Origin of the sequence: Streptomyces sp. NPDC007983, assembly GCF_042958345.1 — a bacterium.
GTDB lineage: Bacteria > Actinomycetota > Actinomycetes > Streptomycetales > Streptomycetaceae > Streptomyces.
This window is the reverse complement of the sequence record NZ_JBIBJI010000002.1, coordinates 908,359-927,243: the sequence shown is the minus strand read 5'-3', so window position 1 is coordinate 927,243 and position 18,885 is coordinate 908,359. Positions and strand designations below refer to the sequence as shown.

Annotated in this window: 20 protein-coding genes; 4 read left to right on the top strand and 16 right to left on the bottom strand. The window is 71.1% G+C overall.

The window, feature by feature from the left end:
- Nucleotides 1-328: 328 nt before the first annotated feature.
- The 13 genes from dapD to ACFZCY_RS08525 all read right to left on the bottom strand — a co-directional run bounded on the left by dapD (nucleotide 329) and on the right by ACFZCY_RS08525 (nucleotide 10,762).
- Nucleotides 329-1,321, bottom strand: coding sequence for a 2,3,4,5-tetrahydropyridine-2,6-dicarboxylate N-succinyltransferase (gene dapD / locus ACFZCY_RS08585; protein WP_391170245.1), 993 nt, complete (start codon nucleotides 1,319-1,321; stop codon nucleotides 329-331).
- Between the two features lie 117 nt (nucleotides 1,322-1,438).
- On the bottom strand, nucleotides 1,439-2,398 hold the full coding sequence (locus ACFZCY_RS08580) for a hypothetical protein (RefSeq protein WP_391170244.1): 960 nt from the start codon (nucleotides 2,396-2,398) through the stop codon (nucleotides 1,439-1,441).
- A complete protein-coding gene (locus ACFZCY_RS08575) occupies nucleotides 2,391-3,023 on the bottom strand; it encodes a sigma-70 family RNA polymerase sigma factor (protein WP_391170243.1) in 633 nt (210 codons plus the stop codon). Before ACFZCY_RS08575 ends, ACFZCY_RS08580 begins: the two co-directional genes overlap by 8 nt.
- A gap of 93 nt (nucleotides 3,024-3,116) precedes the next feature.
- Entirely contained in the window at nucleotides 3,117-3,659 is a 543-nt protein-coding gene (locus tag ACFZCY_RS08570) for a TetR family transcriptional regulator (RefSeq protein WP_391170242.1), read from the bottom strand.
- A complete protein-coding gene (locus ACFZCY_RS08565) occupies nucleotides 3,659-3,979 on the bottom strand; it encodes an SMR family transporter (protein ID WP_391170241.1) in 321 nt (106 codons plus the stop codon). Before ACFZCY_RS08565 ends, ACFZCY_RS08570 begins: the two co-directional genes overlap by 1 nt.
- A gap of 129 nt (nucleotides 3,980-4,108) precedes the next feature.
- The gene (locus ACFZCY_RS08560) at nucleotides 4,109-4,459 is read right to left on the bottom strand and encodes a metal-sulfur cluster assembly factor (RefSeq protein WP_055554236.1); all 351 of its coding nucleotides are present in this window, start codon (nucleotides 4,457-4,459) and stop codon (nucleotides 4,109-4,111) included.
- Nucleotides 4,456-4,920: a Fe-S cluster assembly sulfur transfer protein SufU gene (gene sufU, locus ACFZCY_RS08555; RefSeq protein ID WP_009718822.1), complete on the bottom strand. Its 465-nt coding sequence runs from the start codon at nucleotides 4,918-4,920 to the stop codon at nucleotides 4,456-4,458. Before sufU ends, ACFZCY_RS08560 begins: the two co-directional genes overlap by 4 nt.
- 10 nt (nucleotides 4,921-4,930) lie before the next feature.
- Nucleotides 4,931-6,187, bottom strand: a complete 1,257-nt coding sequence (locus tag ACFZCY_RS08550) for a SufS family cysteine desulfurase (protein WP_391170240.1) — start codon at nucleotides 6,185-6,187, stop codon at nucleotides 4,931-4,933.
- Nucleotides 6,184-6,948, bottom strand: a complete 765-nt coding sequence (sufC, locus tag ACFZCY_RS08545) for a Fe-S cluster assembly ATPase SufC (RefSeq protein ID WP_391170239.1) — start codon at nucleotides 6,946-6,948, stop codon at nucleotides 6,184-6,186. The genes ACFZCY_RS08550 and sufC overlap by 4 nt, the downstream gene beginning before the upstream one ends.
- Nucleotides 6,949-6,955: 7 nt before the next feature.
- A complete protein-coding gene (locus ACFZCY_RS08540) occupies nucleotides 6,956-7,279 on the bottom strand; it encodes a bifunctional 3-phenylpropionate/cinnamic acid dioxygenase ferredoxin subunit (RefSeq protein WP_391170238.1) in 324 nt (107 codons plus the stop codon).
- Nucleotides 7,276-8,448, bottom strand: a complete 1,173-nt coding sequence (gene sufD, locus ACFZCY_RS08535) for a Fe-S cluster assembly protein SufD (RefSeq protein WP_391170237.1) — start codon at nucleotides 8,446-8,448, stop codon at nucleotides 7,276-7,278. Before sufD ends, ACFZCY_RS08540 begins: the two co-directional genes overlap by 4 nt.
- An 80-nt stretch (nucleotides 8,449-8,528) precedes the next feature.
- Entirely contained in the window at nucleotides 8,529-9,950 is a 1,422-nt protein-coding gene (gene sufB, locus ACFZCY_RS08530; RefSeq protein ID WP_055554246.1) for a Fe-S cluster assembly protein SufB, read from the bottom strand.
- The gene (locus tag ACFZCY_RS08525; RefSeq protein ID WP_391170236.1) at nucleotides 9,947-10,762 is read right to left on the bottom strand and encodes a helix-turn-helix domain-containing protein; all 816 of its coding nucleotides are present in this window, start codon (nucleotides 10,760-10,762) and stop codon (nucleotides 9,947-9,949) included. Before ACFZCY_RS08525 ends, sufB begins: the two co-directional genes overlap by 4 nt.
- 206 nt (nucleotides 10,763-10,968) lie before the next feature.
- Between ACFZCY_RS08525 and ACFZCY_RS08520 the strand changes: the two genes are divergently transcribed.
- From ACFZCY_RS08520 to ACFZCY_RS08510, 3 genes are all read left to right on the top strand, one after another.
- A complete protein-coding gene (locus ACFZCY_RS08520; protein ID WP_391170235.1) occupies nucleotides 10,969-11,895 on the top strand; it encodes an ATP-binding cassette domain-containing protein in 927 nt (308 codons plus the stop codon).
- The gene (locus ACFZCY_RS08515) at nucleotides 11,892-12,665 is read left to right on the top strand and encodes an ABC transporter permease (protein ID WP_391170234.1); all 774 of its coding nucleotides are present in this window, start codon (nucleotides 11,892-11,894) and stop codon (nucleotides 12,663-12,665) included. Before ACFZCY_RS08520 ends, ACFZCY_RS08515 begins: the two co-directional genes overlap by 4 nt.
- Before the next feature lie 77 nt (nucleotides 12,666-12,742).
- Nucleotides 12,743-13,765 carry a COX15/CtaA family protein gene (locus ACFZCY_RS08510; protein WP_391170233.1) on the top strand — a complete coding sequence of 341 codons (1,023 nt, stop codon included), beginning with the start codon at nucleotides 12,743-12,745 and terminating at the stop codon, nucleotides 13,763-13,765.
- Here the strand turns inward: ACFZCY_RS08510 and ACFZCY_RS08505 are convergent.
- The 3 genes from ACFZCY_RS08505 to ACFZCY_RS08495 all read right to left on the bottom strand — a co-directional run bounded on the left by ACFZCY_RS08505 (nucleotide 13,708) and on the right by ACFZCY_RS08495 (nucleotide 16,390).
- Nucleotides 13,708-14,871 (bottom strand): amidohydrolase, encoded by a 1,164-nt coding sequence (locus tag ACFZCY_RS08505; RefSeq protein WP_391170232.1) that lies wholly within the window; start codon nucleotides 14,869-14,871, stop codon nucleotides 13,708-13,710. The genes ACFZCY_RS08510 and ACFZCY_RS08505 overlap by 58 nt on opposite strands.
- Before the next feature lie 184 nt (nucleotides 14,872-15,055).
- Nucleotides 15,056-15,400: a hypothetical protein gene (locus ACFZCY_RS08500; protein ID WP_391170231.1), complete on the bottom strand. Its 345-nt coding sequence runs from the start codon at nucleotides 15,398-15,400 to the stop codon at nucleotides 15,056-15,058.
- Nucleotides 15,401-15,424: 24 nt separating this feature from the next.
- Nucleotides 15,425-16,390 (bottom strand): heme o synthase, encoded by a 966-nt coding sequence (locus tag ACFZCY_RS08495; protein WP_391170230.1) that lies wholly within the window; start codon nucleotides 16,388-16,390, stop codon nucleotides 15,425-15,427.
- Nucleotides 16,391-16,762: 372 nt separating this feature from the next.
- Here ACFZCY_RS08495 and tkt point away from each other — a divergent pair, with 372 nt between their 5' ends.
- Nucleotides 16,763-18,841: a transketolase gene (gene tkt, locus ACFZCY_RS08490; RefSeq protein WP_391170229.1), complete on the top strand. Its 2,079-nt coding sequence runs from the start codon at nucleotides 16,763-16,765 to the stop codon at nucleotides 18,839-18,841.
- Nucleotides 18,842-18,885: the final 44 nt, after the last annotated feature.

The window sequence follows — 18,885 nt, the reverse complement described above, 5'->3', positions numbered from 1 at the left end:
GGTTTCGGGAAGGGGCGGGGCGGGGAAACTTCGCGCCCGCCGCCACCCGGCACGCGAGCCCGGGGACGGAGCACCCCACCCCGTGCAGCAGCACCGCGGACGCCCGGGCCACGGCCGGCGCGGGGTCACGCCCGGCGCGGGGGCCCGGGGGCGCAGCCCCCGGTTTCGGGAAGGGGCGGGGCGGGGAAACTTCGCGCCCGCCGCCACCCGGCACGCGAGCCCGGGGACGGAGCACCCCACCCCGTGCAGCAGCACCGCGAACGCCCGGGCCACGCCCGGCGCGGGGGTCCGGGGGCGGAGCCCCCGGGTTGGGACTTTCCCGCTGCGGTCAGTTGTGGGTGTGCAGCGCCGCGTTGAGGCCGCCCCACGAGCCGGTGCGCGGCAGGACCTCGACCGCGCCGGTCGTGGAGTTGCGGCGGAAGAGGAGGTTCGTCGCGCCGGACAGCTCAAGCGCCTTGGCGATCTTGCCGTCCGGGAGGGTCACCCGGGTGCCCGCCGTCACGTACAGGCCCGCCTCGACGACGCAGTCGTCACCGAGGGAGATGCCGAGGCCCGCCTCGGCACCCAGCAGGCAGCGCTCGCCGATGGTGATGGTCTGCTTGCCGCCACCGGACAGCGTGCCCATGATCGACGCGCCGCCACCGATGTCGGAGCCGTCGCCGACGACGACGCCCGCGCTGATGCGGCCCTCGACCATGGAGGTGCCCAGCGTGCCCGCATTGAAGTTGACGAAGCCCTCGTGCATGACGGTCGTCCCGGCGGCGAGGTGCGCGCCGAGCCGTACGCGGTCGGCGTCACCGATGCGGACACCGGCCGGAACGACGTAGTCCGTCATCCGCGGGAACTTGTCGACGCTGGTCACCGCCAGGTGCAGACCCTCGGCGCGGGCGGCGAGCCGGGCGCGCTCGACCTGGTCGGCGGCGACGGGACCGAGCGAGGTCCAGGCGACGTTGGCGAGCAGGCCGAACTGGCCCTCCAGGTTCAGCCCGTGCGGCTTGACCAGCCGGTGGCTGAGCAGGTGCAGCCGCAGGTACACGTCATGCGCGTCGAGCGGCTTGTCGTCGATCGAGGCGATGACCGTGCGGACGGCGACGACCTCGACGCCACGGCGCGGGTCCGGGCCGAGCGCCTTGAGGGCGGTCTCGCCCAGGAGCTGCGCGGTGCGCTCGGCGTCGAGCCGTTCGGTTCCGGCCGGGCCGGGCGCGTCGGCCAGCTCGGGGGCCGGGAACCAGGTGTCCAGAACGGTGCCGTCCTCGGTGAGGGTGGCGAGCCCGGCGGCGACGGCGCCGGTGGTGCGGGTGGTGGTGGCTGCATCGGTCATGGTCAGCACGCTAACCGGAGCCGGGGCCCGGAGGCTAACCGGTCTCAGCGGACAGACGCCGGGCGGCCGCGCCCCGTCCGGCGTCCCGTCCGCCGTCCCGCCCGCCGCGCCTCCCGGTCAGGGGCGCCGGTTCTTGGCATCGACCAGGGCCTGGTCGACCAGCGCATGAGTGCTGAGCACATCGCCCGCCTTCCAGCCGTCCCTGTCCCAGTCGTCCGGCGCGCCGTCGTGGCCCGCGATGCTCCGCTCCCCGAGCGGAGCGAAGGTCTCCGGGTCGTAGAGCAGCTGGAACTCGGAGAAGCCCCGCTTCCCCAGGGTGCCGTGCCCGACCGCGACGGCCGTCCGCCCCAGGTTGTCCTCGACCTGCGCCGCCGTGATCCCCGGAATGGTCGCCATCGCCCGGAGGACGTCGGCCCGCCCCTCGGGGTCGGCCGGGAACGCCTGGCTCAACCCGCCGAGCAGCCGGAAGTCGTACTGCGCCGGGGACTCGGAGCCCGGACGATCTGGGTCCAGCTCCCGGACCTTCTCCTTGACCCGCTCCGGATCGCCGGGCAGCGCCCGCAGCAGGCGGTACTCCTTCCGCGCCGCGTACGACGGATCGTCGTACGACTCCCAGGACTCGGACGTGTGCGGCTTCGGCCCGCCGTGCCCGCCGTCGGCCCGTCCCGCGTCCACGAACCTGGTGTAGACCCACTGACCGTCCCGGGGCGCGGGAACCGGGGTCTGCTCGACGGTGTCGGCCGCCCGCCGCAGTACGGTCGCCGCGTCGCCGAGCCGCCTCGCGTCCTTGATGGTCCCCAGCTTCGCGGTGTGGCCGGGCCGCGCCGCGGGATCCGGCACCCGCGACCCTCCGGGGCCGCCGCCCAGGACGCCCACGGCCACCACCACGGTGGCGGTCACGGTCGCGGCGGCGCCGACGGCCGCGAGCCGCCAGTCCGCCAGGAAGCGGCGCCGTGGGGCCGCGCCGGCGGCGTCCTGAACCCTCGCCCGCCCGGCGGCGAGCCGGGCCCGGTCGGGCCGGGGGGCGTCGGCGCGCAGCGCGCGCACCCGGGTCAGCTCCTGCTGCGGATCATCCATGGTGGGCCACCTCCGTGGCATCGCTGACGACGGTGGGGTCGGCGCCGAGGGCGGAGCGCACCGTGCGGCGGGCGCGGTTGAGCCGGGAGCGGACCGTCCCGACCGGTATGGAGAGCGCTTCGGCCACCTCCTGGTAGCTGAGGTCCGCCCACGCGATGAGCAGCAGGACGTGCCGGTCGCGTGCGGACAGCCCGGCCAGCGCCGCGGCCAGCGGCCGGCGGGTCGCCTCTGCCGCGACCCGGCTGTCCGCACGCTCGACCCAGGACTCGGCGACCGGGTCGATGCCGGTGCGGGCCAGCGCGCGCAGCGCCCGGACCTCGGCGCGCCGGTGCTTGCCGATGAGGTTGGCGGCGATGCCGTACAGCCAGGGCCGGGCGGTGCCGCGCCGCTGGTCGTAACGGGCCCGGCCGCGGAAGGCGATCAGGAAGGTCTCGGCGGTGACGTCGTCCGCGGCACCGTCGCCGAGGCGGCGGGCCACATAGCGGTGGATGTCGGGGGCGTACCGGTCGTAGAGCGTCGCGAAGGTCTCGGGCTGCTCCAGCGACCGGGCCACGACCGCCGCGTCGTCGTCCGGCGCGGTGGGGCTGGGCGGGGCGGGTCGCGGCGGTGGATCGGGGTCGGTCACAGGAGCTCCGTATCCGGTGCGTCGTGGTGCGGCGGTCGGTGTGTCGCCCTCTGTTCCCCGGTGGACGGATACGGGTTCACGCCCGGACCGGGCTTACGCCCCGGTCACCCGGGCGAACGCCGCCCGCGCCTCCTCCCGGTCGAACTCCCGCCCGGTCAGCAGGATCTGCAGCAGCATCCCGTCGAACAGGGCGTTCACGGCGCGTGCGACGTCCCGGTCGGCGGTGCGCCGCTCCAGCAGCTCCGTCATCCGGTCGAGGAACGCGGCGGCGATCGGCCGCACCGAGGCGCGGCGCAGGGCGGCGAGATACAGCTCGTACTCCAGCTCCAGCCGCTTGCGGTCGCCCGTCAGCAGCAGCTCCATCAGCCCCGCCATGCCGTCGGCGAGCGGCGCCTCGGGGGGCGCGTCGCGCTCCCAGCGCTCCATGTCGGCCAGCCACTCGGCGTTGACCTGGTCGAGCGCGGCGACCAGCAGATCGTCCAGGGTTGCGAAGTGGTACGTGGTCGAGCCGAGCGGCACGTCCGCGGCGGCGGCCACGGACCGGTGGCTGAGCGCGCCCATGCCCCGCTCCCCCACCACCGCGATCGCGGCGTCGATGATCCGCTGCCGCCGCTCGGGGTCGTAGCGGCGCCCCATCAGTGGGCTCCGCCGAGGTTCAGCACGATCACTCCGGCGATCACCAGGAGCACCCCGATCATCCTGGCGGCGGTCGCCGCCTCCCCCAGGAACAGCATTCCGATCGCGGCGATGAGGGCGGTCCCGGCGCCGGCCCACACGGCGTACGCGGTGCCGACGGGGATCGTCTTGAGCGTCTGGGCGAGCAGCACGAAGGCGATCCCGTAGCCCAGGGCGGTCGCCAGGGAGGGCCAGAGCTTGCTGAAGCCGTCGCTGTACTTCATCGAGGTGGTCGCCAGGACCTCGGCCAGGATGGCTCCGGAGAGCGTCAGGTATCCCATGCGTACGAGCGTACACAACGATGCGTACGACCGTACACAGCAATCTTCTGGATACGCGGAGACGCCGATACGCGAAAGCGGCCCCCGGCGCACCGTGCGCCGGGGGCCGCTTTCGCGTATCCGGGACCTTCAGACGTTGAAGCCGAGAGCCCGCAGCTGGTCGCGGCCGTCGTCGGTGATCTTGTCCGGGCCCCACGGCGGCATCCAGACCCAGTTGATCCGGAGCTCGTTGACGATGCCGTCGGCCGCGGACTTCGCCTGGTCCTCGATGACGTCGGTCAGCGGACACGCCGCGGACGTGAGCGTCATGTCGATGGTGGCGATGTTGCTCTCGTCGACGTGAATGCCGTAGACGAGACCGAGGTTGACCACGTCGATGCCCAACTCGGGGTCGACCACGTCGTAGAGGGCCTCGCGGACCTCTTCCTCGCTCGCGGGCTTGGTGGTGGTTTCCACGGTGGAATCCAGGTTCTCAGTCATGCGGTCTTCCCTTCAGCGCCGTCGCCCAGGGCCTGAGCCGTGGCGTCCTTCCATGCCATCCAGCTCAGCAGCGCGCACTTGACCCGGGCCGGGTACTTGGAGACACCGGCGAACGCGACCGCGTCCTCCAGCACCTCTTCCATCGCGTCGTCCGGCTCCAGCTGGCCCTTGGACTGCATCAGCTCCAGAAACGTCGTCTGGATCCTGCGAGCCTCGCTCAGTTCCTTGCCCACCAGCAGGTCGTTGAGTACGGACGCGCTCGCCTGGCTGATGGAACAGCCCTGGCCCTCGTAGCTCACGTCCTCGATCGTCTCGCCGTCAAGCCGCACCCGGAGGGTGATCTCGTCACCGCAGGTGGGATTGACGTGGTGTACCTCGGCGTCGCCGTCCCTGAGCCCCCGCCCGTGGGGGTGCTTGTAGTGGTCCAGGATGACGTCCTGGTACATCGAATCCAGCTTCACGTGGCATCCCCTAGCCGAAGAAGTTCCGTACGTGCTCCAGCCCCTCGACCAAGGCATCCACCTCGGCCGGCGTGGAGTACAGATAGAACGACGCTCGCGTGGTCGCAGGAATTCCGTACCGCAGGCACACCGGACGGGCACAGTGGTGGCCCACCCGGACGGCGATGCCCTGCTCGTCGAGGACCTGGCCCACATCGTGCGGGTGGATGTCGCCGAGCGTGAAGGAGATCGTGGCGCCGCGCTCCTCGGCCGTGGTGGGGCCGATGATGCGCAGGTCGGGCACCTCCAGGAGCCTGCCGACCGCGTAGTGGGTCAGGGCGTGCTCATGGCGGGCGATGTTGTCCATGCCGATCGAGGCCAGATAGTCCACGGCCGCGCCGAGGCCGACGGCCTGGGCGATCGGGGGCGTACCGGCCTCGAACTTGTGCGGCGCCGGGGCGTAGGTGGAGGAGTTCATCGAGACGGTCTCGATCATCTCGCCGCCGCCGAGGAACGGGGGCAGGTCCTCCAGCAGCTCCTGGCGGCCCCACAGCACACCGATGCCGGTCGGACCGCACATCTTGTGGCCGGTGAAGGCCACGAAGTCGGCCTGGAGCGCCTGGACGTCCAGCAGCATGTGCGGGGCGGCCTGGGAGGCGTCGATGACGACGAGCGCGCCGACGTCCTGCGCGCGGCGGACGATCGCCTCGACCGGGTTGACCGTGCCCAGGATGTTGGAGACCAGCACGAATGAGACGACCTTGGTCTTCTCCGTGATGACCTGCTCGATCTCGGACAGGTCGAGACGGCCGTCCTCGGTGAGGCCGAACCACTTCAGCTTCGCGCCGGTGCGCTGCGAGAGCAGCTGCCACGGCACGATGTTGGAGTGGTGCTCCATCTCCGTGATGACGATCTCGGTGTCCTGGTCCACCCGGTAGGGCTCATCGGCCCAGCCGAGCATGTTGGCGACCAGGTTCAACGACTCCGACGCGTTCTTGGTGAAGATCACCTCGTCGCGGCTGGGAGCGTTGATGAAGGTGGCGACCGTGTCGCGGGCGCCCTCGTACAGCGCCGTGGCCTCCTCCGCGAGCACATGGACGCCACGGTGCACATTGGCGTTGGAGCGCTCGTAATAGCTGTTCAGCGCGTCCAGGACCTGACGCGGCTTCTGCGAGGTCGCCGCGTTGTCCAGGTAGACGAGCTTCTTGCCGTCGTGGACCGTGCGGTCCAGGATCGGGAAGTCCTTGCGGATCGCCTCGGTGTCGAGGAGGCCCGGCAGCTGTGTCACTCGGAGACGCCTCCCTTCACGTACGCCTCGTAGCCCTCTTCCTCCAGCTTGTCCGCCAGCTCCGGGCCGCCGGACTCGGCGATCCGGCCCGCGGCGAACACGTGGACGTGGTCGGGCTTGATGTACCGCAGGATGCGGGTGTAGTGGGTGATGAGCAGGGTGCCGACCTGGCCGGACTCGCGGACGCGGTTGACGCCCTCGGAGACCACGCGCAGCGCGTCGACGTCGAGACCGGAGTCGGTCTCGTCGAGGATCGCGATGGCCGGCTTCAGCAGCTCCAGCTGAAGGATCTCGTGGCGCTTCTTCTCACCACCGGAGAAGCCCTCGTTGACGTTCCGCTCGGCGAAGGACGGGTCGATCTGGAGACGCTGCATGGCCTCCTTGACCTCCTTCACCCAGGTGCGCAGCTTCGGCGCCTCGCCGCGGATCGCGGTCGCGGAGGTGCGCAGGAAGTTGGAGACGGAGACGCCGGGCACCTCGACCGGGTACTGCATGGCGAGGAAGACACCGGCGCGGGCCCGCTCGTCGACGGACATCTCCAGCACGTTCTCGCCGTCGAGGGTGACGGTGCCGCCGGTGATCGTGTACTTCGGGTGACCGGCGAGCGAGTACGCCAGGGTGGACTTGCCGGAGCCGTTGGGGCCCATGATGGCGTGCGTCTCGCCCTGCTTCACGGTCAGGTCGACGCCGCGCAGAATCTCGCGCGGGCCGCCCTCGGCCTCGACGGAGACGTGCAGGTCGTGGATCTCAAGCGTTGCCATGGGTGCCTCAGGACTCCTGGGTGACGGAGACGAGCACGTCGTCCCCTTCGATCTTTACGGGGTATACGGGGACGGGGCGCGTCGCGGGGAGGCCGGACGGCTTGCCGGTGCGCAGGTCGAAGCTGGAGCCGTGCAGCCAGCACTCGATCTGGCAGTCCTCCACCTCGCCCTCGGAGAGCGAGACGTTCGCGTGCGAGCAGATGTCGTTGACCGCGAACACCTCGCCCTCGGTGCGCACCAGCGCGATCGGCACACCGTCGAGCTCGACGCGCTTGGGAGCGTCCTCTTCGAGTTCGGTCAGCGCGCACGCGCGGACATAGGTCGCGGTCATCCTACGGACGCCTCCAGCTCGGCCTCGATCTTGGCGATCAGACGCTCCTCCAGCTCGGGCAGCCCGATCTGCTGGACCAGCTCGGCGAAGAAGCCGCGGACGACGAGGCGGCGGGCCTCCTCGGCCGGGATGCCGCGGGCCATCAGGTAGAACAGCTGCTCGTCCTCGAAGCGGCCGGTCGCGCTCGCGTGACCGGCGCCGACGATCTCGCCGGTCTCGATCTCCAGGTTCGGCACCGAGTCGACGCGGGCGCCGTCGGTGAGGACCAGGTTCCGGTTCAGCTCGTAGGTGTCCGTGCCCTCGGCCGCGGCGCGGATCAGCACATCGCCGATCCAGACCGCGTGCGCGTCCTTGCCCTGCAGCGCGCCCTTGTAGGCCACGTTGCTGCGGCAGTGCGGGGTGTCGTGGTCGATGAAGAGCCGGTGCTCCTGGTGCTGGCCGTTGTCGGTGAAGTACAGGCCGTACAGCTCGGCCTCACCGCCCGGCGCGCCGTAGACGACGCGCGGGTGCAGCCGGACCAGGTCGCCGCCGAAGGTGACGACCACGGACTTGAAGGTGGCGTCCCGGCCGACCAGCGCGGTGTGCTGGCCGACGTGGACGGCCGTGTCGTCCCAGTCCTGGACGGAGACGACGGTGAGCTTGGCGCCGTCGCCGATCAGGTACTCGACGTTGGCGGCGACCGTGGCGTCGCCGGTGTGGTCGATGACGACGACGGCCTCGGCGAAGGCGCCGACCTCGATCACCTGGTGGCCGAAGGCGGTGCCGCCCTCGCCGTGCACGGCGATCCGCACCGGCTCGGTGAGCACCGTCTCCTTGGGCACGGAGACGACCGAGGCCTTCTCGAAGGAGCTGTACGCCTGGGCCGCCACCCGGTCCACCGGCTTGCCGGCCTTGCCCAGGCGCGCGTCGTCACGGCCCACGGTCTCGACGGTGACGCCCTCGGGGGCGGACACCTCGACCTTGACGCCGCCGTCGGCGACGGCGGTGCCGTCGTGGAGGCCGCGCAGCCGCTCCAGCGGCGTGAACCGCCAGTCCTCCTCGCGCCCGTGCGGCACGGGGAAGTCGGCCACGTCGTACGACGCGGGGGCGCTGACCCGCGCGTCGATGGGCTGCTGCCCCACCTGGATGACGCCGTCCGTGGTGGATCCGGCCGGAATGGTTTCAGCCATGGCTGTCGTACTGCTCGCTTTCTGCCTTCTGGGGCTTACACGGGGGTGCCCCGGGGGCGGGGCGGGAGGGACGGTTGGCGTCAGCCGACCGAACCCTCCATCTGCAGCTCGATCAGCCGGTTGAGCTCCAGCGCGTACTCCATGGGCAGCTCGCGCGCGATCGGCTCGACGAAGCCGCGCACGATCATCGCCATGGCCTCGTCCTCGGACAGACCGCGGCTCATGAGGTAGAAGAGCTGGTCATCGCTGACCTTCGAGACGGTCGCCTCGTGGCCCATGGACACGTCGTCCTCGCGGACGTCCACGTACGGGTAGGTGTCCGAGCGCGAGACGGTGTCGACCAGCAGGGCGTCGCACAGCACGTTGGACTTGGAGCCCTCGGCGCCCTCGCCGATCTCGATCAGACCGCGGTAGGAGGTGCGGCCACCGCCCCGGGCCACCGACTTGGAGACGATGTTCGAGGAGGTGCGGGGCGCCATGTGCACCATCTTGGCGCCGGCGTCCTGGTGCTGGCCCTCGCCCGCGAAGGCGATGGACAGCGTCTCGCCCTTGGCGTGCTCGCCCATCAGGTAGACGGCCGGGTACTTCATGGTCACCTTGGAGCCGAGGTTGCCGTCGACCCACTCCATGGTCGCGCCCTCGTACGCCACGGCGCGCTTGGTGACCAGGTTGTACACGTTGTTCGACCAGTTCTGGATGGTCGTGTAACGGCAGCGGGCGCCCTTCTTGACGATGATCTCGACGACCGCGGAGTGCAGCGAGTCCGACTTGTAGATCGGCGCGGTGCAGCCCTCGACGTAGTGGACGTAGGCGTCCTCGTCGACGATGATCAGCGTCCGCTCGAACTGGCCCATGTTCTCGGTGTTGATCCGGAAGTACGCCTGGAGCGGGATGTCCACGTGGACGCCCTTGGGCACGTAGATGAACGAGCCGCCGGACCACACCGCCGTGTTCAGCGAGGCGAACTTGTTGTCGCCCGCCGGGATCACCGTGCCGAAGTACTCCTTGAACAGCTCCGGGTGCTCCCTGAGCGCGGTGTCGGTGTCCAGGAACAGGACGCCCTGCTCCTCCAGGTCCTCACGGATCTGGTGGTAGACGACCTCGGACTCGTACTGGGCCGCGACACCCGCGACGAGGCGCTGCTTCTCGGCCTCCGGGATGCCCAGCTTGTCGTACGTGTTCTTGATGTCCTCGGGCAGGTCCTCCCAGGAGGCGGCCTGCTTCTCGGTGGAGCGGACGAAGTACTTGATGTTGTCGAAGTCGATACCCGACAGGTCCGAGCCCCAAGTGGGCATGGGCTTCTTGCCGAAGAGCTTCAGCCCCTTGAGACGGAGCTTGAGCATCCACTCCGGCTCGGACTTCTTCGCCGAGATGTCGCGTACGACCTCCTCGGAGAGGCCGCGCTTGGCCGAGGCGCCGGCCACGTCGGAGTCGGCCCAGCCGTACTCGTAGTTGCCCAGGCCCTCGAGCTCAGGGTGAGCGGTCTCCGTGGGGAGAGTCATTCGGGGTTCCTCCCGGCCGTGCTGGCAGATGCTGTGGTGGTCTTGGTAATGCGGTGGTCGGTCTTCTCGACCGCGAAGTCGGTCTGTCCGGTCTTCGGAATGAACGTCGTGCACACCCCGTCGCCATGGGCGATGGTGGCCAGACGCTGGACATGGGTCCCGAGCAGCTGGGAGAAGACCTCGGTCTCCGCCTCACACAGCTGCGGATATCGCTCGGCTGCGTGGGCGACCGGGCAGTGGTGCTGGCAGAGCTGTTCGCCGACCGGCGCGCTGCGCGCCGTAGCAGCGTACCCGTCCGCGGAGAGTGCGCCCGCCAGGGCTTCGGTACGCCGCCCGGGGGCGGCCGCCTCGACGGCGCCGCGGTACGCCTCGGCCTGGGCGGCGAGCCTGGCGCGGGCGAACGCCGCGACGGCCTCCCGGCCCGCCTCGCCGCCGCCCGCGCTCTGCTCGATCCAGCGCAGGGCGTCGACGGCGAGATCGTCATAGGCCTGGTCGAAGGCGTCACGGCCGCAGTCCGTCAGCGCGAACACCTTGGCCGGGCGGCCGCGCCGGCGCGCCCCGTACACCCTCTTCTCGCGGGGCTCGACGACGCCGTCGGCGACGAGGGTGTCGAGGTGGCGCCGCACGGCCGCCTGGGTCAGCTCCAGCCGCAGGGCTAGCTCGGCGGCGGTGGACGGTCCGTGGTCGAGGATCGAGCGGGCGACCCGGTTCCGGGTGCCGTGCTGCTCCTCGGGAGCGGTCGCGGCAGGCACGCCGGACCGCGCGGCCGTCTCGGCCGCGCGTCCCTCGGGGGCCTCGCTCGCGTATTTCACAACGCCATTGTTGCGTAATTCCGCCGCAAGGTACAACCGAGAGCGGAGGCGGCTTCCGGTGGGGTGTATCACTTAGGTGTACCTAAGTGTGACCTGCGACGTTGTGGCTCCCGCGCTCGTCGGAGGGGTTCTCGCGGGGGCTGCGCGAGGAATGCGTTCCGGCCCTGCCGCCCACGGCGCGCCCCGCCGTTCGTAGACTGCCGGACATGCGAGAAGAGCCCGCGGTCGACGTGGTCGGCCTGGTCAAACGGTACGGCTCGAAGACCGCCGTCGACGGGCTCGACCTGTCCGTCGGCCGTGGCACCGTGAGCGCCGTCCTCGGCCCCAACGGCGCAGGCAAGACCACCACCGTCGAGACCTGCGAGGGATATCGCCGCCCCGACGCCGGGACGGTGCGCATATTCGGCCTCGACCCGGTCGCCGACGCGGCGGCGCTGCGGCCGCGGGTGGGCGTCATGCTCCAGTCCGGAGGGGTTTATTCCGGGGCGCGCGCAGAAGAGATGCTGCGCCACACCGCCTCCCTCCACGCCCATCCCCTGGACGTGCCCGCCCTCATCGACCGGCTCGGCCTCGGCTCCTGCGGCCGTACGACCTACCGACGGCTCTCCGGCGGCCAGCAGCAGCGGCTCGCGCTCGCCATGGCCGTCGTCGGCCGCCCCGAACTGGTCTTCCTCGACGAGCCCACCGCCGGACTCGACCCGCAGGCCCGCCGCGCCACCTGGGACCTGGTCCGCGATCTGCGCCGCGACGGCGTGACGGTCGTCCTGACCACGCACTACATGGACGAGGCCGAACAGCTCGCCGACCACGTCGCGATCATCGACGGCGGCAAGGTCATCGCCCAGGGCACCCCCGAGGAGCTGTGCCGCGGCGGCGCCGAGAACACCCTGCGCTTCAGCGGCCGCCCCGCGCTCGACCTGGCCTCGCTGCTCAAGGCGCTGCCCGCCGACAGCACCGCCGCCGAGCTGACCCCCGGCGGCTACCGGGTCACCGGCAAGGTCAACCCGCAGATGCTGGCCACCGTCACCTCCTGGTGCGCGCAGAACGGCGTGATGCCGGACCGCATCTCGGTCGAGCGGCACACCTTGGAGGACGTCTTCCTGGAGCTGACCGGTAAGGAGCTGCGCGCGTGACCGCCACAGGCACTTTCACCCCCCGGCCGGGGGCGGCCCCGCTGCTCCGGATGATCCGCGCGCAGGCCACGCTGGAGACCCGGATGCTGCTGCGCAACGGCGAACAGCTGCTGCTGACCGTCGTCATCCCCTCCCTCGTCCTGCTGCTCTTCAGCAGCATCGACATCGTGGACACCGGCGCCGCCGGGAACACCGTCGACTTCCTCGCGCCCGGTGTGCTGGCGCTCGCCGTCCTGTCCACGGCCTTCACCGGACAGGCCATCGCGACCGGTTTCGAGCGGCGCTACGGCGTCCTCAAGCGGCTCGCCGTCTCCCCGCTGCCCCGGTGGGCGCTGATGACCGCCAAGACGTGCGCGGTGCTGGTCACCGAGGTCCTGCAGATCGTGCTGCTGACCGCGATCGCCTTCGCCCTGGACTGGTCGCCGCACGGCGACCCGCTCGCCGTGGTGCTGCTGCTGATCCTCGGCACCGCCGCGTTCTCCGGGCTCGGGCTGCTGATGGCGGGCACCCTCAAGGCCGAGGCGACCCTCGCCGCGGCCAATCTGGTCTTCCTGCTGCTGCTCGTGGGCGGCGGGGTGATCGTCTCGCTGGACAAGTTCCCGGGCGGGGCGCGCGCCGTCCTGGAGCTGCTGCCGATCTCGGCGCTCTCCGGCGGGCTGCGGGACGTCCTCCAGGACGGGGCCGGAGTGCCCTGGCGTGACCTCGGCATCCTGGCCGTGTGGGCCGTGCTGGGGCTCGGGGCCGCGGCGCGGTTCTTCCGCTGGGAGTGAGGGGCTCCCGGGCACGCTTCCGCCGGTAACCGGGACCCTCGTGAAAAGCTGCACAAGCTCCGTCCTACGATGGCTCCGTGCCGAATTCGCTGAATCCGTTCGAGCTGATCGCCCGGCGCTGGCAGCCCTCCGCGCGCTTCGTGGAGCGCGCCGCGCTCGCCACCGTGGTGATGGCCGTGGTCATCGTCGTCACCGGGGGCGCGGTGCGGCTGACCGAGTCCGGGCTGGGGTGTGACACCTGGCCCAGGTGCACCTCCGGGAGCCTGACGCCCACCTCCGAATTGGGCATCCACGGTGCCATCGAGTTCGGCAACCGGATGCTGACGTACGTGCTGTCCGCGTTCACCGGTCTGCTGATCATCGCCGCCCGGGCCCGTCAGCCGTGGCGCCGCTCCCTCACCCGGCTGGGCTGGGTCCAGTTCTGGCTGATCATGAGCAACGCCATCATCGGCGGCATCATCGTCCTCACCGGCCTGAACCCGTACATCGTCAGCTCGCACTTCCTGCTGGCCACCGCGCTCCTCACGGTCGGGATGGTCGTCTGGCAGCGCTCCCGCGAGGGCGACGGCGCCCCGCGCGACCTGGTGGCCCGTCCGGTGCGCCAGCTGACCTGGCTGCTGGTCGGCGCGACCCTGGCGCTGATCCTCATCGGCACCGTGGTCACCGGTTCCGGTCCGCACGCCGGTGACGCCCGCGAGGTGCACCGGATCCCGCTGAACTGGCAGGAGATCACCCAGCTGCACGTGGACTTCGTCTACATCGTGCTGGGCCTCACCGCCGCCCTGTGGTTCACGCTGCGCGCCGTGAAGGCCCCGGAGCCCCTGCGCCGTGCGGTGCGCGACCTGCTGGCCGTGCTGCTCCTCCAGGGCCTGATCGGGTACGTCCAGTACTTCACGGGTCTGCCCGAGGTGGTCGTCGGCATCCACATGTTCGGCTCCTGCCTGGTGTGGATCGCGGTCCTGCGGGTGCTGTTCTCCCAGCGCGAGCGCCCCGCGCTCGCCGTCGCCGCGGACCCCGGCCCGACCGGCGACCATGAGGCGGTTCAGCCGGACAGCGCCCCGGCGGACCCGGCCCCCGAGCCTGCCGCGTCCAGCCGGTAGACCCGGCGCGCGGTCCCGGCCGCGACCAGCCCGGCGATCCGCCGGGCCTCCGCCCCCGTACAGATCCCGTCGGCGACCCACTCGGCCGCCAGCCGGCCCATCGCCTGGCCGAACAGCCGGGCGGCGGTCACATACAGCTCGGGCAGCGCTCGGGCGCCGGTGGAGAACAGCAGCTTGCCGAACGGCGCCTCGGCCAGCGTCTCCGCCGGGCGCGGTCCCACGTCCGCGTAGACGTGCGGGAACACCGCGGCGAGCCGGGCCGCCCGGCGGTGATGCGGCCGGTCGGGCAGCAGCACCAGGTCGGTGCCGAACCCGGCGGTGGCGCGTAAGAAGCCGACGAGCGGCCGGGGATCGGCGCAGTGCAACTGCACCGGCAGCCCGGTCGCCACGGCGCTCCACATCAGATGCTGGGCGAGCACCGGGTCGGGCGCCCGGTCGCGTACCGGGCGTACGGACAGCCGCCGGGCCGCCGCGCGCCGCACCTCGCGCGGGTCGGGCGGGGTCTCGTCGCAGAAGGTGATGCCCAGCGCGAAGGCGGTGGCGTGCTGGGCGGCGGCGTACAGGGCCTCGGCGGTGTTGCCGATGAACGCGTCGACCGTCCCCGAGGTGTCCGCGACCTGTTCGGCCAGCGGTTCGAGCCGTACGACCTCGTGCACCCGGCCGTCGGCCGCCGCCGCCAGCTCGGCGGGCGAGGTCAGGTCGCTCGGGGCGCCCGACTCCAGCAGGAACGTGCCGATGCCCGCGCCGCGCAGCAGCAGCCGGGCGGCGCGGTAGGCGCCCAGCTCGCGGCGGCGGGCGAGATAGCGCACCGGCGTGCAGTGCGGCTCCATGCCCAGCAGCGGCGGGCACCAGCGGCGTACGGCGAGCCCGGTGAAGCTGTCGAAGTACGTGGTCCCCACCGGCGCCGGGCCCGATCCGGCGGCGGTGGCCAGATGGGTTTCGAACGAGCCGAGGCCCAGCTCGCCGTGGACGATGCCGTGGCCGTGCTGATCGACCAGCGGCGGCAGCTCCACGCCCGGCCCGTCCCGGGGCACCGGGCCGGTCGCGGGCCCCGGGGCGTGTCCGCAAGGCCCCAGGGTGTCCGGGGAACCCGTCGCCTCGTCCATCGCCGCCGCCTCCTCGCCCTCCGGCATCGCAGGGCTTAACGCCCAGATGCCGCACGAGGTGTCGCCGGTCGGCGTCCGGCGGACCGGCCGTATGCGGGCGCGGCCCCATTGTGCCGGTCCGGGGGACGGACTTCGCGGGGTTCGGCCTTCGCGGCTCAGGCTTTGCGGCTGAAGGCTTTACGGCTCACGCGTCGGGGGTGTTGCGCGGGCCGCCCAGCTGGATGCCGGCCATCCGCTTCCATTCGTACGGACCCGTGCGGACCTTCGCCGCGAGGTCGCCGTCGAAGTCGTCCTGGAGCGTGAGCCCGGCGATCTCGACGGCGCGGCGGGCCGTGTCCTGGCTGGGGGCGACGAGGGTGCCCCATTCGCCGTTGGCGCCCACCAGGGCGATCCGGACGGTGCCGCGGCCGATGTGGGCGAGCTGGCCCTCGGCGCTGCCGCCGTGGCTCTTGGCGAAGGCCGTGATCTGGTGGGCGAGCCGCTGGGCCCGCTTCTCGTCTTTCGGGGACGCCTGCGTGGTATCTGCCATACCACCGATGCTACCCGCCGGTAATTACCGCAGGAAGGGGTCCACGGCGACGGCGACGAACAGCAGCGAGACATAGGTGATGGACCAGTGGAACAGCCGCATCTCCTTGAGCTTCGCGCCGGTGATCTCCGCCCGGGCGCGCGCCTGGAGCCCGTGCGCCTCCTTGAGCCAGAACGCGCCCAGCACGGTCGCCACCACCGGGTAGAACCAGCCGGTGTAGCCGAGCGGCCACAGCAGCAGTGAGACGCCGACCATGGCCCAGCTGTAGAGGACGATCTGCCGGGCGACCGCCTTGTTGCCCGCGATGACGGGCAGCATCGGCACGCTCGCCCGCTCGTAGTCCTCCTTGACCTTCATGGACAGCGGCCAGTAGTGCGGCGGCGTCCAGAAGAAGATGACCAGGAAGAGGATCACCGCGGCCCAGGACACCTCATTGGTGACCGACGACCAGCCGATGAGCACCGGCATGCAGCCCGCGATGCCGCCCCACACGATGTTCTGCGAGGTACGCCGCTTGAGCCACATCGTGTAGACGAGGACGTAGAAGGCCAGCGCGCCGAGGGCCAGCATCGAGGACAGCGGGTTGACGAAAACCCAGAACCAGGCGGTGGAGGCGACGGCGAGCGAGAAGGCGAAGACCAGGCACTCGCGCGGCGAGACCATGCCGGTGACCAGAGGACGCTGCGACGTGCGGTCCATCATCGCGTCGATGTCGCGGTCGTAATACATGTTGAACGCGGCGGCGCCACCGGCGGACAGATAGCCGCCGACACAGGTCGCGAGGACCAGCCACAGATCCGGGACGCCCTGGGCGGCCAGGAACATGACCGGGACCGTGGTCATCAGCAGCAGTTCGATGACGCGCGGCTTGGTCAGCGTCACGAACGCCTTGACCCGGGCCCCGGCCGGCCGGCGGCCGGGAAGCCGCTGACCGAGGCTCGATTCGCTCGTTTCGAGCACCCCCGCAGGACGGGATTCGACGGCCGTCACGCACACCCCTGGTGGAAGCAAGAACCAGCAAGCACCGGAGATGAAGCCCCGGTAAAGACTTGCGCGTACCACGCCACTCTAGACGTAGCGGATACGCCGCCTGCCGCCGGGGTCGGGTCGTGTTGGTATCCCCCGAAGACCAGCGCGGACGGTCCGTATAACCCCCCGATGACCACGGGGACGCCGCCGGAACACCGCTTTCCGTGAGCCCTGTAAGGGAACTCCGAGGGAATGCCGGAACCTTGGGATTCGTTCCCCAGGACGTTGAGTGGAACTCGAAAAGATGACCGTTCTTACAGGGGTAGGCTCGACAGCGCCGGTGTGCACACGGTCACCGGACAGCGACATTGTGGAGAGGAGCCCTGACTCAGGGTGAGCACGAAGCCGACTACCACAGACCTTGAATGGACCGATCTGGACCAGCGGGCCGTTGACACCGCCCGCGTCCTGGCCATGGACTCCGTACAGAAGGTCGGTAACGGCCACCCTGGCACGGCCATGAGTCTCGCGCCCGCCGCCTACCTTCTCTTCCAGAAGCTGATGCGGCACGACCCGTCCGACGCGGGCTGGGTGGGCCGCGACCGGTTCGTCCTCTCCCCCGGGCACACCAGCCTGACCCTCTACGTCCAGCTCTACCTGGCGGGCTTCGGCCTGGAGCTGGAAGACCTCAAGTCGTTCCGCACCTGGGGCAGCCTCACCCCGGGCCACCCGGAGTACGGCCACACCACCGGTGTGGAGACCACCACCGGGCCGCTCGGCCAGGGCATCGCGAACGCGGTGGGCATGGCGATGGCCGCCCGCTACGAGCGTGGACTGTTCGACCCCGAGGCGCCCGAGGGCGCCTCTCCGTTCGACCACACCATCTGGGCGATCGTCTCCGACGGCGACCTGGAGGAGGGCATCTCCGCCGAGGCGTCCTCGCTGGCCGGTCACCAGAAGCTGGGCAACATCGTCGCGCTGTACGACGACAACCACATCTCCATCGAGGGCGACACCGCCACCGCGCTGTCCGAGGACGTGCTGAAGCGGTACGAGGCGTACGGCTGGCACGTCCAGCGCATCGAGCAGGCGGCCGACGGCGACTTCGACATCGAGCAGCTGTACGCGGCGCTCAAGGCGGCGCAGGCCGAGACCGAGCGCCCCTCGATCATCGCCGCCCGCACGATCATCGCCTGGCCCGCGCCGAACGCGCAGAACACCGAGGCCTCCCACGGCTCCGCGCTCGGCGCCGACGAGGTCGCCGCCACCAAGCGGGTCCTGGGCTTCGACCCCGAGCAGCACTTCCAGGTCGACACCGAGGTCATCAACCACACCCGCGGCCTGGTCGACCGCGCCCGCGAGGCGCACGCCGCCTGGGACAAGAAGCTCCAGGAGTGGCGCAACAACAACCCTGGCCGCGCCGCCGACTTCGACCGCGTCACCGCCGGTGAGCTGCCGGACGGCTGGGAGAGCGCGCTGCCGGTCTTCGAGGCGGGCAAGGACGTCGCCACCCGCAAGGCGTCCGGTCAGGTGCTCAAGGCGCTCGGCGGAGTGATCCCGGAGCTGTGGGGCGGCTCGGCCGACCTCGCGGGCTCCAACAACACCACCATCGACGCGTCCTCGTCCTTCCTCCCGAAGGGCAACCCGCTGCCGGAGGCCGACCCGTACGGGCGGACGATCCACTTCGGCATCCGCGAGCACGCCATGGGCTCGACCATGAACGGCATCGCGCTGCACGGCAACACCCGTGTCTACGGCGGCACGTTCCTCGTCTTCTCCGACTACATGCGCCCGGCCGTGCGGCTGGCCGCGCTGATGAAGCTGCCGGTCACCTACGTGTGGACGCACGACTCCATCGGCCTCGGCGAGGACGGCCCCACCCACCAGCCGGTCGAGCACCTGTCCGCGCTGCGCGCCATCCCGGGCCTGAACATCGTGCGCCCGGCCGACGCCAACGAGACCGTCATCGCCTGGCGCGAGATCACCCGCCGCCACAACGACAAGCCGGCCCCGCACGGCCTCGCGCTCACCCGGCAGAACGTGCCGACGTACGAGGCGAACGAGGACGCCGCCAAGGGCGGGTACGTCCTGTTCGAGGCCGAGGGCGGCCAGCCGCAGGTGATCCTGATCGGCACCGGCTCCGAGGTCCAGCTCGCCGTCGAGGCGCGTGAGCAGCTGCAGGCCGCCGGTGTACCCACCCGTGTCGTCTCGATGCCCTCGATCGAGTGGTTCGAAGAGCAGGACAAGGGGTACCGCGACAGCGTGCTGCCGCCGTCCGTGAAGGCGCGCGTGGCCGTCGAGGCCGGTATCGGCCTCACGTGGTACCGCTACGTCGGCGAGGCCGGCCGCATCGTCTCGCTGGAGCACTTCGGCGCCTCCGCCGACTACAAGGTGCTCTACCGGGAGTTCGGCCTGACCGCCGACTCCGTGGTCACCGCCGCCCGCGAGTCCCTGGACGCCGCCGGGCAGTGACGCCCGCATCCGACTTGAACAGCGACGAGCAACAGGAGACACAC

Bases quoted from the DNA above. Each gene is read 5' to 3' on its own strand.
- dapD (WP_391170245.1), bottom strand. From the start codon at position 1,321: ATGACCGATGCAGCCACCACCACCCGCACCACCGGCGCCGTCGCCGCC.
- ACFZCY_RS08580 (WP_391170244.1), bottom strand. From the start codon at position 2,398: ATGGATGATCCGCAGCAGGAGCTGACCCGGGTGCGCGCGCTGCGCGCC.
- ACFZCY_RS08570 (WP_391170242.1), bottom strand. From the start codon at position 3,659: ATGGGGCGCCGCTACGACCCCGAGCGGCGGCAGCGGATCATCGACGCC.
- ACFZCY_RS08565 (WP_391170241.1), bottom strand. From the start codon at position 3,979: ATGGGATACCTGACGCTCTCCGGAGCCATCCTGGCCGAGGTCCTGGCG.
- ACFZCY_RS08560 (WP_055554236.1), bottom strand. From the start codon at position 4,459: ATGACTGAGAACCTGGATTCCACCGTGGAAACCACCACCAAGCCCGCG.
- sufC (WP_391170239.1), bottom strand. From the start codon at position 6,948: ATGGCAACGCTTGAGATCCACGACCTGCACGTCTCCGTCGAGGCCGAG.
- ACFZCY_RS08540 (WP_391170238.1), bottom strand. From the start codon at position 7,279: ATGACCGCGACCTATGTCCGCGCGTGCGCGCTGACCGAACTCGAAGAG.
- sufD (WP_391170237.1), bottom strand. From the start codon at position 8,448: ATGGCTGAAACCATTCCGGCCGGATCCACCACGGACGGCGTCATCCAG.
- sufB (WP_055554246.1), bottom strand. From the start codon at position 9,950: ATGACTCTCCCCACGGAGACCGCTCACCCTGAGCTCGAGGGCCTGGGC.
- ACFZCY_RS08520 (WP_391170235.1), top strand. From the start codon at position 10,969: ATGCGAGAAGAGCCCGCGGTCGACGTGGTCGGCCTGGTCAAACGGTAC.
- ACFZCY_RS08505 (WP_391170232.1), bottom strand. From the start codon at position 14,871: ATGGACGAGGCGACGGGTTCCCCGGACACCCTGGGGCCTTGCGGACAC.
- ACFZCY_RS08500 (WP_391170231.1), bottom strand. From the start codon at position 15,400: ATGGCAGATACCACGCAGGCGTCCCCGAAAGACGAGAAGCGGGCCCAG.